Origin of the sequence: Sagittula salina (genome assembly GCF_017813235.1) — a bacterium.
GTDB lineage: Bacteria > Pseudomonadota > Alphaproteobacteria > Rhodobacterales > Rhodobacteraceae > Sagittula > Sagittula salina.
The window spans coordinates 30,470-44,121 of the sequence record NZ_JAGISH010000010.1 but is presented as its reverse complement, the minus strand read 5'-3'; the positions used below and the strand labels follow the sequence as shown (position 1 = coordinate 44,121).

The window sequence follows — 13,652 nt, the reverse complement described above, 5'->3', positions numbered from 1 at the left end:
CCGAGGCGTGGATTCAGGCGCCGATGGGCACGATGTGATTGTCCCAGGCAACCTTGTGGGCCTGCATTGCGCGCGCGGTACCGTTTTCGATGCAGTGAAAGCCGCCAATGCCGGTGGAGGCAACGAACCCTGTGGCCCCTGGCGCCAGTCCGCAGACGTCCTCGAGCAGCACTTCGTGCACGAAGTGCCCGGTCCCTGCCTCGAATACCTGCACCCGTCCGCCGCGCGGCGAGGTGATCGCCACCTGCATCCCATCGCCGGAGAAGGATACACTGCCCGCGTAGCCCTGCATGGCGTCGTGGCGCGGCCCCTCCGCACTGGCCCAGACTGGCGCCTCGCCACGCCGATGCAGCATCAGCAGGGCCGGGGCCTCCGCCACATCACCCTGCCATTGCAGGGCCAACGCCACGCGGCCCATGGCATCCACCACGAGGTGCCGCATGGAATTCAGGTGCTCTCCGGCGGGGGGCTCCACCACCTCCATCACCTCTCCCGAAAGCGAAACATAGGCGAGGTTCGGGGCCATCATGGGCAGGTTCAGCTTTGCCCGCCCGGCGTCGGGGTGGGTCTCGATCCCGCCGTTCGCGATCACCAGGGAACCGCCGTCCGGCATCAGCCGCAATTCGTGCGGGCCGACCCCGTGCGACGGGAATTCGCCCAGCCGCCGATAGCCGCCAAAGACGTCCCACATGCCGATCACGCCCGCCGCATTCTCGAAGTCGTTCTCCGGAGTATACAGCACCGAGCCGTCCGGCGAAAACGCTCCGTGGCCGTAGAAGTGCCGCCCGGCGGGTGCTGCCATCTCGGCCTTCACCCTTCCGGAAAGGCAATCCAGAACAACGGCGTAGGTCCCGGGCCGGCGGGCAAAGGCTACCGCCTCCGCGCGCTCGGGGTGGGCCGCCGCCGCGTGGCCGCGCGCGGGCAACGCGACCGAGAACAAGCTCTCACCCGCCTCCGAGACGCCGTGCAACGCATAGCCCGATCCGTCCTTGGCCGCAGCGAGAAAGCGGGGCGCGCCCACATCGGACCATCCGCGTGCGGGCATCAGCCCTGCCGCGACCATCCCGCTCAACATGCCCCTGCGTGACAGCATTTCAGTCTCCATCCTGCGAATTGAACCCGGCGATGACGCCCAGTTCCGGGCCCAGTTCGGCACCCACCACAGTGCGGACGCGTTCGACCGCCGCTTGCAGCAGTTCCACCCGGAAGCGCCCCGCCGGGTTGTCTACCCCGGCAAAGATCGGGCTTTCCTGCGCGTCGATTTCCGCAAATGCTTTCTCGTAGGCCTCACGGATCTCTGCCGCTACCTTTGGGGCATCGGCCGCCAGCGCCAGGGCAAGGCTTTCGGTTGCTTCCAGAGACAGGCGAACATGCCGTATTGACCGCTCCGACCGGCGCGCCTCTGCCCGGGTCGGACGCGGTTTGTCAAAGCTGCCCATCGGACGTCCGATCCGCGTGTCGGAGGTGAACTGGAGCCCGGAGGTCACAGCCTTGAAAAGCTCCTGCAACGCTTCCTCTGTAGAGCGGTATCGGTCGCTTTCTGCATCAAACTCCTGCGCAAAGGTCTGCCAATCGACGAAAATGGCTTCTGCAATCTCCGACGTGTCGCGCGCGACGGCCCGCGTCAGCGCACAGCTGTAGTGTGATTCCTGCGCAAAGGCCGGATCGAAAAGCAGGTATTCCAGCGCATAGAACCCACGTGCCGCGATCGAGACCTGGCCGAAGGCTTCCACCGACTCCACCACCGGGTCCTCCGCCGCGATCAGACCTTGCAGGCTTTTCGGCGTCGCGTTTCGGGTGTCCGGCCAAAAGGCCAGAGCGAAGGCGCGATCAGCCACTTCCGCCGGGCCAAAGCGCAGGTGGCTGACCCGCACCCAAGCGTCAAAAGCGTCAGCCCATGCCGCGCGCAGAGCGTCACTGTCGGGGCTGCAATCGGCCTGCGCCGCATCTTCCAGCACCTGCGCCTTCTCGGCGAGCGTCTCGAAACCGGGCAGTACCTCAGACTTCACCACCGCGACAGGGTCGGGCGTGGCCCATCCCGCGCCCGACCACAGGCTGGCACAGAGGGCGATACAACAGGTGAGGGGTCTCGACATTACAGGCTCTCCAGGAATTTCAACAAGTTGGCGCGATCTTCCGGCGGCATTTCCACCACGGTGTCGCGCTGCGCCTGCGCCTCGCCGCCATGCCACAGCACCGCCTCCAGCAGCGACCGCGCCCGACCGTCGTGCAGGAAATAGCTATGCCCGGACACGGTGGCGGTCAAACCGATCCCCCACAAAGGCGGGGTCCGCCACTCTGTTCCGTCGGCCCGTGCCTCCGGTCGCCCGTCGGCCAGCCCCGGCCCCATATCGTGCAGCAGCATATCCGTATACGGCCATATCAACTGGAAGGACTGCTCCGGTTGGTCCTCCAGACGATGCGTGACAAAGCTCGGGTTGTGGCAGGACTGGCAGCCGGTCCGGTAGAAAACCTCCTTGCCGCGCAAAACCTCCGTTTTGTCCGCCCCGCGTCGTCCCGGCACCCCGAGGTTGCGCGAATAGAAGGTCACAAGGTCGAGCCCTTCGCCGTCGATCTCGAAACCACGGTCGTCCTGATCACCGTGCAGGGCGGCGCGGCAGTCGACCTGCGCGTCGGTACATTCGCCAGCGCCATCCGGGAAGATCGGGTTGGAAATCCCGATATCGCCCACAAAGGCCGCGGCGGACTGCTCCTTGATCGTTGGAGCGCCCGCTTTCAGGCCGAATCTGCCCAGCATGGGGCGGTCGAACTCTGCCGACCAGACAATCTGCGCGCGACCGGATATGCCGTCGCGATCGGCGTCCTCCGGGTCGGCCAGCGCTACGATATCATCGGCTGGCACCGCCTCCAGAAGGCCCAGCCCGATCATCTGCGGCGCCACGCGAGGGGACAGCATCGCGCCCTCCCCCAGCGGACCGTAGCCGAGATCCTTTGCCCGATAGGTTGGCACGCGCAGGGCTATCGCTTCGCCGCCGGACAGTAAAACCTCTCGTTCTTCGTATGAAATATCCAGACGGTACTCCGCCGCGTGGCCGGGGAGTCCGAAATCCTGCAGCTGAAGCCCGTAGGTCGGGTCGGGCTGCGTGGCAATATAGCCTTTGATCTCCTTGATCAGATCCTCGGACCCGCCGGGCACGGAGACCCTCAGAAACATGGAAATCGCCGTGTCTTCCGGTCCCTCCGGGGGATGGCCGCGCCCGTCCTTCAGGTGGCAGCGCTGGCAGGAGCGCGCGTTGTAGAGCGGCCCCAGCCCGTCGGAGGCCAGCGTCGAGGAGGGCGCGGAAACCCAAACTTTCCGGAAGAGCCCGTTGCCGACCTTGAAGTCCAACTCCCGCTCGAACGAGATATTGCCGGACGGTTGCGAGAAGGCATCCGCCGTGTCCCGCGCGCGGACCGTTGCGCCGCCGCCGGGCATATCCTCAAAGCGTTGGGGCGTGCCAAAATCCGTCGGCGGCTTCAGCACGCCCTTGATGCGCTCACGCTCGGCCGCGGTCCGGGGGATCACACTCAGGTGAGCGTCCGAAAGAGCCTGTGCGCAGGTTCCGCCCGCAGCCATCATGGTGCCCGCCACAACCATCATGCCGAGAACGCCCAGTTTCATGCGTCAACTCCGTCCTCCGCAAAGCAAACCCGGGCGTCCGCCGGAGGGAGGCGGACGCCCGGTGTGATGCGCAGGGCCACCCATCAGCCCCGGCACCCATTCCGTCACTGGCGCTTACTGAAACACCGCGCCAGGCGCGTCCAGCGAATCCGAACCCTCGATCTCGACCCCGTCGAGACCCAGCAAGGCGACCGCGCGCTCGATGCTGCGGGTCTGGTCGATAAGGGCGTTGACGCCGCCCATGACCAGCGCTTCGCCCTCGGCATTGCCGCGTTCCAGCATCATGTCGTAGGAAAACCCACCCTCGGCGGCGGCCTTGATCTCGCCAAGTTTCTCCATCGTGGTATCCAGTTTGCCACGCAGTTCCGCGTCCAGTTCCACGTCCGCTTCGGCAACGAGATCGCTCACCGACGGTCCTTTGACCACCGACCCGTCGACCCGCTCATAGCGACCGAGGTAGACGTTCCGGATGCCCATGCCGTCGTAGTAATGCGAATTGTGCGTGTTGTCGGAGAAGCAGTCGTGCTCTTCTTCCGGGTCATTCAGCATGAGGCCCAGCCGCATCCGCTCGCCGGCCTGTTCGCCATAGGAGAGCGAGCCCATCCCCGTGAGTATCGCCACGATCCCGGCGGTCTCGTCCGCGGTCAGCGCCTCGCGCGCGGCACCATCTTCGCCCCATTGCGCAGCCATCCATTCGAGATCGGAAACCAGAAGATCGGTCGCCGACACGAGGTAGTCCGCCCGCCTGTCGCAGTTGCCGTTGGTGCAGTCGTCGCCCTGGGCATAGTCGGTCCATGCACGATCCCCGGCGCCAAACGCATGACCGTTCAAATCCTGGCCCCAGAGCAGGAATTCGATCGCGTGATAGCCGGAGGCGACGTTGGCCTCTATGCCGTCTGCTTCATGCAGTACGTCCGAGATCAATTCGGGCGTGATTTCCGTCGCGTCCACGTCTTCGCCCGACAGGGTGAAGTTCGGCGTCGCCACCACGTTCAGCGCGGCGAATTCATTCTCGTCCGAGGGCCCACCGTAGGCGGCATCGACGTAGTCGATCAGCCCTTCGTCCAGCGGCCATGCGTTCACCTTGCCCTCCCAGTCATCGACGATGGGGTTGCCGAAGCGGAACGCCTCCGTCTGTTGGTAGGGCGCTCGCGATGCCAGCCACGCGGTACGGGCCGCCATCAGCGTCTCTTCCGATGGGTTCGTGACCAGCGCGTCAACGGCCTTGCGCAGCGCTTGTGCCGTTTCCGCCGCATCCGTGTAACCCGCTTCGGCCAGATCGGCGTAAGTGTCGAGGACCGCGCCGCGATCCGCCGCCAGAGCCGGACCCGCAATGATCGCCAACGCTGCCACACCTGTCAGGTGATGATTCATGACTGTTTCCCTCGGTTTTTGTTCGGCCTCTTCCTGACTAATTTGGTAAGACTTGTCAATCCCACGGGGGCGCTCCGCATCTGTCGCCGAAATCTCGATGAATCACGGCATGGTCCTGCACAGGTCATCCTGAATTTGGATCAGAGAATAGCGGGCCGAGCCGAACGGACAGGTCGGATACACGCTGGCTCGGAGGTTGCGTCATGGTGCCGTCAGATCTCCAGTTCGAAAAAGAAATCCGGATAGGGGTCCTCGTTGAAACGCTCGATCTCCCGCCAGCCGCGCTTGCGGTAGAAGGCGACCGCCTCCGGCAGGGCAGAGTTCGTGTCGAGCCGTAACAGCGTGCCACCAAGGGCTGCCGCGCGTGTCTCCACCGCGTCCATCAGGCGTCCCGCCAGCCCCATGCCGCGCGCGGAGGGCGCGACCCAGAGCCGCTTGATCTCGAAATAGCCCTTGTCCGTTCCCTTCAGTCCGACGCAGCCGATGGGCATCCCGTCACACAACGCAATCAGGAAGGCGCCGCGCGGGGCCGTCATGTCGCTTGCATCCGGGTCTGCGGAGAGGGTCACGTCAAAGCCGGATCGGAAACGGCGCCCCAGTTCGGCGTAGTATTCTTCAAGACAGGCCCGCGCGCGCGGGTCGGACGGGGGCACTTCCTCGACCGCTACACGGTCCCAGCCAAGCGCGGTGGCCACGATGTCCATGGCGTTCAGCAGCATGTCCGGATTCGGATGGCGGGCAACAATTTCCTGCGCCTGTATGTCGGAAAGTCGCTCATATTCGGCGAATTCCGTCAGACCAGCCTCCGTCAGGCGCGCCTCTCGGCGGCGGCCGTCCTCCTCTGAGGGGGTGACAGTGATCAGATCTTCTTCTTCCAGCCCGCGCAGGAGGCGGCTCATCAGCCCGGAATCCAGCCGCAGATAGGCCCGGATCTCCCCCACATCGTGCATCCCGTGCCCGATTGCGTTCAGAACCCGCGCAGGACCCAAGGGGCGCCCGCGGCCGAGAAAAGAGGTGTCGAGCACGCCGGCCTCTGTGGTGACGGCGCGGTGAAAGCGGCGGGTGCGCAGGATCGGGTCGGACGGCATGGTGGCTCCTTTTTTGCCTGACATTTGTCAGTCAACTGGCGTTGCGTCAAGTCGGGCCGAGAGGATGACAAGACAGATGTCCTGCACAGCCGCACGATATGGTCGCCCGCCGCATCGCGGGCGGAGAGGGGACAACCTGCACTTCGGAGCGCGCGCAAATGCGATGGCAAACCCCCGAAGCTGTCCGTCCCCGGCTGGCCCACGTCCTGTGCCGTCAGGTTGGGTGCGGGCGCGGGGGAGGGGGCGCAGGACCCTTGCGAGTTGTTTCGCCTGGCTTGTACAGGAGCGCACGTCCGCGACTGTCGAGCGCGAACAATGACCCAAAGTCGCAGGGGCTGGGACCGCTGGTTCGGGCTGCGCTACTCGAACCAGCGGTCCCAGCCCGTGAGGTAGTATTCAACGAGGGCGTGGGTCTGCAGGGTGTTGGACTGGACGGGGCGGCGGGCGGCGTCCGGGGGGAAACTGCGGGCGGCGGACCATGTGGCTTCCGTCAGGAACTTCAGCCCCTCGGGCAGGGAGAGCGGCCGGGCGCGGTGCGGAAGGGGCGTGACGAGTGTGAATCCCCAGTCCCCGAAACTGGGCACGTAGACGTGATAGGGAAGGGTCGTGAGCGTGTCGTCCGGGAGGGCGGGGTTACGGACCTCCCCCCAGGTGGCGACGATGGACCAGAAGGCCTCTGGCGCGTAAGTGGGAGAACCGGATTGCGTGACCAGCGCACCGCCAGAGGCGAGGCGTTCGATCAGCAGGGAGTAGAATTCGCGGCTGTAAAGCTTTGAGAGCGCAATGTTCTTTGGGTCCGGCAGATCGAGGATGACGACGTCGAAGGTCGCTTGCGATTGTTCGGCAAAGCGCCAGGCGTCGCTGTTGACGATGCTCACGCGCGGGTCCGAAAGCACGTGGGCGTTCAGCGCCGCAAGCTCTGCGTGGTCGCGGAACAGCGCGGTCATGCGCGGGTCAAGGTCCACCAGAGTGATGTGCTCCACGCCGTCGTGCCGCAATACCTCGCGCGTCGCCATGCCGTCACCGCCGCCGAGGATCAGAACGTTGGCGTGGCGTTCGGCAATCGACATGGCCGGATGCACCAGCGCCTCATGGTAGCGGTACTCGTCATAGCTGTCGAACTGCAGTGAGTGGTCGAGGTAAAGCCGCGTGCGATCCCGGAACCGGGTGACGGAGATCTTCTGGTAGGCGGTCTGTTCCGTCAGGATGACATCGTCCTCGAACAGCGCCTGATCGGCGACGGAAACGAGCCGTTCCGCCTGCACCAGCGCCACCACCGCCGCCACCAGTGCCAGCCCGCAGGCGACCCATTGCGCACGCAGCGCCCGGTCGCGGAAGATCCAGAGCGACAGCAGCGCCACCGCCAGATTAAGCACCCCGAAGCTCAGGCTGGCCGACATCAGGCCAAGGTTTGGAATCACGAAAAGCGGGAAGGCGAGCGAAGCGACCAGCGCGCCGATGTAGTCCACCGTCAGTACGTTCTCGAAACGAAAGCGCCGGGCGCCGACGGTTTCCAGCACGCGGGCGATCAGCGGGATCTCCATTCCCGAGAGCGCGCCGATGGCGATAAGCGCGCCGTAGAGCGGGCCACCCACGGTGTCGGTCACGGCGTAGGAGAAGAACAGCACGGGCGCGAGAAAGCCGCCGATCACCCCCAGCGCCACCTGCGCCCATATAAAACCGCGCACAGGGTCGGCGACGAAACGCGAAACCCAGGCTCCCAGTCCCATGGCCGAGAGGAACACCCCGATGACAAAGGAGAACTGCCGCACGGAATCGCCCAGCAGGTAGCTGGAGACAGTTGCAGCGATCAGCTCGTAGATCAGTCCGGCGATGGCAACCAGCAGGGTCGCCAGCAGCAGCCAGACTTCGCGCAGGCGGTTGTCCTGCGGCACGTCGGGAGCGGTCAAGATCGGCTCAGGAGACGATGACGGCGGCGATGATGATGGCAAGCGACAGGAAGACCGAGCCGATCAGCACGGCGAGCGCGGTGTTCTGGTCCTCCTCGATCTCCTTGACCACGGAGAAATGCGTAAGCCGGTTGATCAGCCACCAGCACAGGCCCATGAGCGCCACGCCCAGAAAGGTGAATACGATGGTAGAAATGATTTCCGAGAACTGGAGGATATGCACGGGGTCCATTGGGTGTCCTTTCTGGTGCCGCCAGGGCGGCCTACTTGATGCGACCCGCGATGGCGCTGCGCCCGTTGGAGCCTTCGCGGATGGATTTGGAAACGTCGGTAGAAGTGCCGCCATAGCCGTACCATGCGGCATAGGTCGTGCCGCCAATGGCGAGACCGGAGAGCGTCAGGAAGATCACGCGGAACAGGGGCATTTCAGTCCTCCTCGGTCCAGTCGGAGTCCGCGAAGCGGCGCTGATGGCGGCGGCGGCGCAGGCCCCATTGCGCCGCCGCGATCAGTCCGAAGACCACGGCGAGCAGCACCAGCCAGAAGGGCGCGCCCTGGCCCTCCCTTGCGGAGACGCTGAAGCCGGAAGGCGGGCTGCCACCGGCCCAGGGTTCGTTCTCGGATTCGCTCAGCACCAGCTGGTAGGTACCTGTCGCGGGGGGGCGGAATTTCAGGTTGGCCGAGGTGTTGCCCTCCGACCACCTGCCGTCGCTGTCGCGGCCGGAGTAGTATTCCATGCTGCGGCCTGATTCAAAGAGCGTCTCGCCCTCGGGGTCGACGACTTCGAAACCGACGAACAGCCATGCGTTGGAGGGCGTGGCGTTGAAATCGACACGCACCAGTTGTTCGGTGGAGGCCACGTCAAAGTCGAGCGTCTGCGGCAGCTTGGCCACTTCAACCCAGGTGGCGGGCAGCGCGGTGCGTTGCGGCATGCCGTAGCTGACCACGATGGCCAGCACGACACAGAGCGCCGCCATCGCCAGTGCGGCGCGGATGACGAAGGTCTCGTTGCCGCCGCCGCGCCGGGGTTGCAGCGGATGCGAGCCCTGCGCGGTGGGCAGCGCATCGAGTTCGAAGGCCGCCTGCACAACGGCCCCGGACACATAGACAGAACGGTAAATCTCGCGCTCCGCCGCTTCGCCCGCGGTGCCGTAATCCAGCATCGCGGTTTCGGAGATCAGCGAGACGGTCTTTGTCTTTTCGCCCATCTCTGGGGCCCAGGTGAACTCGCCCTCCAGATAGGACGTCGTTGCCAGCGAGGTTTCGTAATAGGTGTAGCGTTCGCCCAGCAGCAGCGCGGTGGGGCGATGTTCGGCCCTGTCCACCATGCGAGAGCTTATCCACGGCGGTGTCACCGGGCGCCGGATACGCCGGGAAAAGGTGAAGTGCCCGCCCTCGACGCTCAGCCATGCGTAGCCGTGGGTGGGCGAGTAGAGCTGGTGTTCTACCCAGTCCACGCCACTTTCCGTCTTGCCGATGGTGCCGATCACCGTCCAGTCGACGCCCATGAGGGTGCCCGACATCCCCAGCGCAAGGGGGGTATCGGGGCGGGGACGGGCGTCGAATTTCTTCAGGATGCGGTAGTTTTCCTGCGCGTCCAGTTCTGCGCCACAATAGGCGCAGATGTGTACCAGCACGCGTCCGCCGCCCAGCACGTTCAGCCCCGCGCCGCAGGATGTGCAGTTGATCGACTTCAGCGTGGGCGTGCGGGTCATGCGGTCCCCTCACGCGGGAGCACCTGACCGGCCGTCCAGGCCGGGGGCGCGTCGATCTCGAACGGGTCGTGCCATTCGCCACGGAACCAGCGGGTTTCGGCCTCGGGACCGTCGCCGCTGGTTTCCACGGAAATCAGCCCGCCGTCCTCGCCCTGCGCGTTGGCGTAGGCAAAGACCTCGCCCACCTGCAAGACCTCGCCGAATGCGCCGCGCAGGGCGGCGCATTCGCCAGCCCCCTTCTCCACGCAGCGGTATTTCACGCCGGCATACTGAAAGATCGACCCGATCCGGGCGTCGGTGCGGAAGCGCGGCTTTGTGCCCTCTGAGATTGCGGTCTGTACGACCACATCGCCCTCATCGACGGAGATCCACGCGCCGTTGCCGCGCGGGTCCTCGCACCAGTATTCGTCCCACCAGCCGCGCCCATAGCTGAAACGCGCGTGGCCCAGAACCTCCCACGCGCGACGGCCAAGCTTCACGAGGTCACCAATGGTAAACAGCGTCGGGCCGTCGTGCATCTCGCCCGCTGAGCCCGCCTGTTCCAGCCGGTCCCCGGACACGAACAGCGTCGTGTCGCAGGACGGGCAGGTCTGCATCACAATGGTCCTGACCGTTTCCTGGATCGGATGGCCGCAATTGGGGCAACTCAAATTCATTAGTTTTTTAACCATGGCGGGCGATTCCAGGCAACGGCTTTGGCGATAACCGCCGGGGTCGGTGGCCACCGTAAACTGCCGCGAAGGCGCCCAGCCCGCCCCCACACCGAATTGGGGCGGGCCAGCGTGCGCCGCGTTTCCCCGAGCAGATCGGTCAGGTCCACCACCTGCGGGCGCAGCGTCTGCCGCCGGGCAAAGGCCAGAAGCTGCCGCACCATCGCTGCGCCGTGCTGCACTGCCTTGACGATCTCCTGGGTCGGATCCGTGTCCGCCTGCTCAAGCTCCTGCGGAAGTTGCACGTTGCCCTGGATGACCGTGAGAAGGTTGTTGAAATCATGCGCTATGCCGCCGGTCAGCAGCCCGATGTCCCCCAGTCGTCGGGAGGCCATCAGCTGTGCCTGCAACGCTTGGCGTTTGGTAATGTCGGTCAGCAGCCCGGTTGCGCGGTGCGGCCCTCGGCGTCGGCCAGGTATCGGCCCTTGACATGAAGCCAGCGTTATTCGCCGTCCCGCGTCAGCCGGCGGATTTCATGGTCGATCGTATCGCCGGGGACGTGGTGGTTTTCGACGAAGGCACGACGCAGCGACTGCCGGGCCTCCGGGGCGATCAGGGCCAGCGCGCGCCTGTCGCGCAGGATGGCCCACGGTTTGTCGGCCGAGTATCCCAACGCGGAGGGGCTGGGGGAGAGATGAGACCGGTCCTTCGGGATGTTCCATTCCCAGACTGCGGCCAGTTCGGCGGCGAGGGAAAAGCGTTCCTCGCTGGCGCGCAGCCGGACGGACTGTTCGGCCACGGAGCCGGCCAGCAGACGATTGGCATGCCGCTGGCGCACGCGCAGCAGCGCCATGGCTGTCACATCCTCTTCGGACAGGATGGCGATCAAATCGCGGGTGACCGGGTCGCGCCCGCGCCGCGCGGTGACGGGGTTAATGCGCGTGCCATTGCGGGAGACCGCCTGTACCTCCTCGGAAAAGGCGCGCCCCTGCGTGACATCCGCGAGAATGCGTTCCGCCACTTCCGGAAGCGGTAGCGCTCCGCCAGCTTCGGTGTCCCGTCAGGCGCGGCGGACGCAGGCGGGGTCTGCGCCAGCAGATGCCCATCCAGCGCAAAGGTCGAAACCAGCAGCGCGGTGGCCTGGTTCGGCTCCACCATGCGCAGCGTTCCGGTGCCTTGGGTATTGGGGCCCCAGACGCGCAACAGCTCGATCGGGCTGCCGTGGCCGCCGCTCTCGGGGCCGTGTTGCACAGGCTGGAAAGACAGCAGCGTGCGGCGCAGTGCGTCATCGGGAAAAGCGTCCAGATTTCGCGGTTGGGGCCGGTGCGGGTGTCTGTCTCGACGATGCCGTGCAGCCGGCTACGGGCGGTATAGGTATCGGTATCGGTGTCGGTGGAAAAGCGCCGCGCCAGAGCGTATCAAGGTCGGCGACCCGCCAGAAGTCGAGCGCGCGGCGATTGGCCCACCACATGCCGTGCGCATCAACGTCGAACACCCGGACCGGCGTGCCGAGTGTTGAAACTGCCGCACCTCCGCGGGTGTGCGGAAAGGCATTCGGTTCATGCGCCGTCCCTGTCATGACGGGGCGGAGAGTTGACGGCGCTACTGGCCGCGAAAATATGTTCGCGTCTGCCCCGAGATCCCAAACCTGCGATCTGACGTCGTCCGGAAAGGGCCGCGTGATGGAATTCCCTCACGCCGCGCGCGCCCGTCTGACTGCCCCTGACACAAAGCTGCCGGGCCCTGTGCGGTGCCTCTTGCGCGGGGCGTGGCGGGCGTGACAGGCGTAGGGGCGGAGGAGACGCGGCGCAGGCCGCAGCAGGCAGGCGAACGCCCGGATCCCCGCCGAACCCCGCTTGCCGTCCAAATGCGACGCGGTGCGGCCCGGCGGGCGCGGCCGGTATCCTGCCAGACCCCGAGACCGGACAGAGGAGCCGCGCATATGACCCTTCGTTTTGCCATTCTGGGTGCAGGCCGCATCGGCCAGGCCCACGCCCGAGCGATTTCCGCGACGCCCGGCGCCGCCTTTGTCGCACTGTATGAACCGCTGGAAGCGGCGGCGACCTCGATGCAGCAGCGTTATGGCAGCGACTTGCGCAGCACCGAGGAAATCGTGCAGGCCGAAGACATCGACGCGGTGGCGATCTGTACGCCCACCGACACCCACGCCGACCTGATCGAATTGTTCGCCCGCGCCGGGAAGGCGATCTTCTGCGAAAAGCCTGTGGATCTCTCGTCGGAGCGCGTGAAACAGGCGCTTAAGACCGTGGAGGAAACCGGGGCCACGCTGATGGTGGGTTTCAACCGGCGTTTCGACCCGGATTTCATGGGGGTGAAGGCGGCGATCGACGCGGGCAGCATCGGCGACGTGGAGATGGTCACCATCACCTCGCGAGATCCCGGCCCGCCGCCGGTCTCCTATATCAAGGTCTCGGGCGGGATCTTCCGTGACATGACGATCCACGATTTCGACATCGCGCGCTGGCTGCTGGGCGAGGAGCCGGTGACGGTGATGGCGCAGGGGTCGAACCTTGTCGATCCGGACATCGCGGCGGCGGGAGACTACGACTCCGTCAACGTGATCCTGAAGACGGCCTCCGGCAAGCAGGCGGTCATCACCAATTCCCGCCGCGCCAGCTACGGCTACGACCAGCGCATCGAGGTGCACGGATCAAAAGGAATGGCCGCGGCGGCCAACCGGCACGAGTCGACGGTGGAGGTTGCCGGCGAGGGCGGGTACGCCCGGCCGCCACTGCTGAATTTCTTCATGGACCGCTATGCCGTGGCCTATGCCAACGAGATCGCCGCCTTCGTCGCTGCTGTCACGGACGGCAAACCGACGCCCACAACGGGTCTGGACGGGCTGAAGGCATTGGAACTGGCAGACGCCGCACTGGAATCGGCGAAGACCGGGCGGGCAGTGACACTGGGGTGAGTGTTCTGGCCCGATTTTTTGGCAGGGAGCACTCCTGAACCGCACTCGGAGACCGGGTCGGATACTGCGTATGAATGAAGCGCACCTAGGTGTGCAGTACAACACAGGCGCGCGGGCGTGCAGGGGCCTTTGTGTAATCCCGGCCGTCGCAATAGCCGGAGTGCCCAAACGGGTAGGTGCAGGCCAGCAGGTTTGACCCACAACAGTTGACCGATCATGATGCCGCCGTCAGGGCGGCATCTTTCGTTCGCCCATACAGCAAAGCGCCCCGTTGACAGGGGCGAGAAACACATTTTTGTTTCCTTGTGGAAGAAACTGGACAGCTTGATCCAAAAGGTGTTCCATGTCGGGAGGGTGTCA

The 13,652-nt window shown here is 65.4% G+C and carries 13 protein-coding genes; 1 reads left to right on the top strand and 12 read right to left on the bottom strand.

Annotated elements, in window-relative coordinates; genetic code table 11:
* Positions 1–13: 13 nt before the first annotated feature.
* The 12 genes from J5474_RS16800 to J5474_RS16745 form a co-directional block, all read right to left on the bottom strand.
* The gene (locus J5474_RS16800; RefSeq protein ID WP_209362214.1) at positions 14–1,093 is read right to left on the bottom strand and encodes a DUF1513 domain-containing protein; all 1,080 of its coding nucleotides are present in this window, start codon (positions 1,091–1,093) and stop codon (positions 14–16) included.
* Position 1,094: 1 nt separating this feature from the next.
* On the bottom strand, positions 1,095–2,096 hold the full coding sequence (locus J5474_RS16795; RefSeq protein WP_209362212.1) for an imelysin family protein: 1,002 nt from the start codon (positions 2,094–2,096) through the stop codon (positions 1,095–1,097).
* The gene (locus tag J5474_RS16790) at positions 2,096–3,580 is read right to left on the bottom strand and encodes a di-heme oxidoreductase family protein (RefSeq protein ID WP_245216544.1); all 1,485 of its coding nucleotides are present in this window, start codon (positions 3,578–3,580) and stop codon (positions 2,096–2,098) included. Before J5474_RS16790 ends, J5474_RS16795 begins: the two co-directional genes overlap by 1 nt.
* 156 nt (positions 3,581–3,736) lie before the next feature.
* Positions 3,737–4,996: an imelysin family protein gene (locus tag J5474_RS16785; RefSeq protein ID WP_209362208.1), complete on the bottom strand. Its 1,260-nt coding sequence runs from the start codon at positions 4,994–4,996 to the stop codon at positions 3,737–3,739.
* A 212-nt stretch (positions 4,997–5,208) separates the two neighbouring features.
* The gene (locus J5474_RS16780) at positions 5,209–6,084 is read right to left on the bottom strand and encodes a bifunctional helix-turn-helix transcriptional regulator/GNAT family N-acetyltransferase (protein WP_209362206.1); all 876 of its coding nucleotides are present in this window, start codon (positions 6,082–6,084) and stop codon (positions 5,209–5,211) included.
* Between the two features lie 359 nt (positions 6,085–6,443).
* Positions 6,444–7,994, bottom strand: a complete 1,551-nt coding sequence (locus J5474_RS16775; protein WP_245216531.1) for a polyamine aminopropyltransferase — start codon at positions 7,992–7,994, stop codon at positions 6,444–6,446.
* Between the two features lie 7 nt (positions 7,995–8,001).
* On the bottom strand, positions 8,002–8,226 hold the full coding sequence (locus J5474_RS16770; protein ID WP_209362204.1) for a DUF350 domain-containing protein: 225 nt from the start codon (positions 8,224–8,226) through the stop codon (positions 8,002–8,004).
* A 31-nt stretch (positions 8,227–8,257) separates the two neighbouring features.
* Positions 8,258–8,419, bottom strand: a complete 162-nt coding sequence (locus tag J5474_RS16765) for a hypothetical protein (protein WP_209362201.1) — start codon at positions 8,417–8,419, stop codon at positions 8,258–8,260.
* Between the two features lies 1 nt (position 8,420).
* Positions 8,421–9,707, bottom strand: a complete 1,287-nt coding sequence (locus J5474_RS16760) for a DUF4178 domain-containing protein (RefSeq protein ID WP_209362199.1) — start codon at positions 9,705–9,707, stop codon at positions 8,421–8,423.
* Positions 9,704–10,303 (bottom strand): DUF4178 domain-containing protein, encoded by a 600-nt coding sequence (locus J5474_RS16755; protein ID WP_209362197.1) that lies wholly within the window; start codon positions 10,301–10,303, stop codon positions 9,704–9,706. The genes J5474_RS16760 and J5474_RS16755 overlap by 4 nt, the downstream gene beginning before the upstream one ends.
* Positions 10,304–10,362: 59 nt before the next feature.
* Positions 10,363–10,767 (bottom strand): histidine kinase dimerization/phospho-acceptor domain-containing protein, encoded by a 405-nt coding sequence (locus J5474_RS16750; protein WP_209362195.1) that lies wholly within the window; start codon positions 10,765–10,767, stop codon positions 10,363–10,365.
* Between the two features lie 92 nt (positions 10,768–10,859).
* Positions 10,860–11,378: a hypothetical protein gene (locus tag J5474_RS16745; RefSeq protein ID WP_209362193.1), complete on the bottom strand. Its 519-nt coding sequence runs from the start codon at positions 11,376–11,378 to the stop codon at positions 10,860–10,862.
* A gap of 921 nt (positions 11,379–12,299) precedes the next feature.
* Here J5474_RS16745 and iolG point away from each other — a divergent pair.
* Positions 12,300–13,292: an inositol 2-dehydrogenase gene (gene iolG, locus J5474_RS16740; RefSeq protein WP_209362191.1), complete on the top strand. Its 993-nt coding sequence runs from the start codon at positions 12,300–12,302 to the stop codon at positions 13,290–13,292.
* The last annotated feature ends 360 nt before the right edge of the window (positions 13,293–13,652 follow it).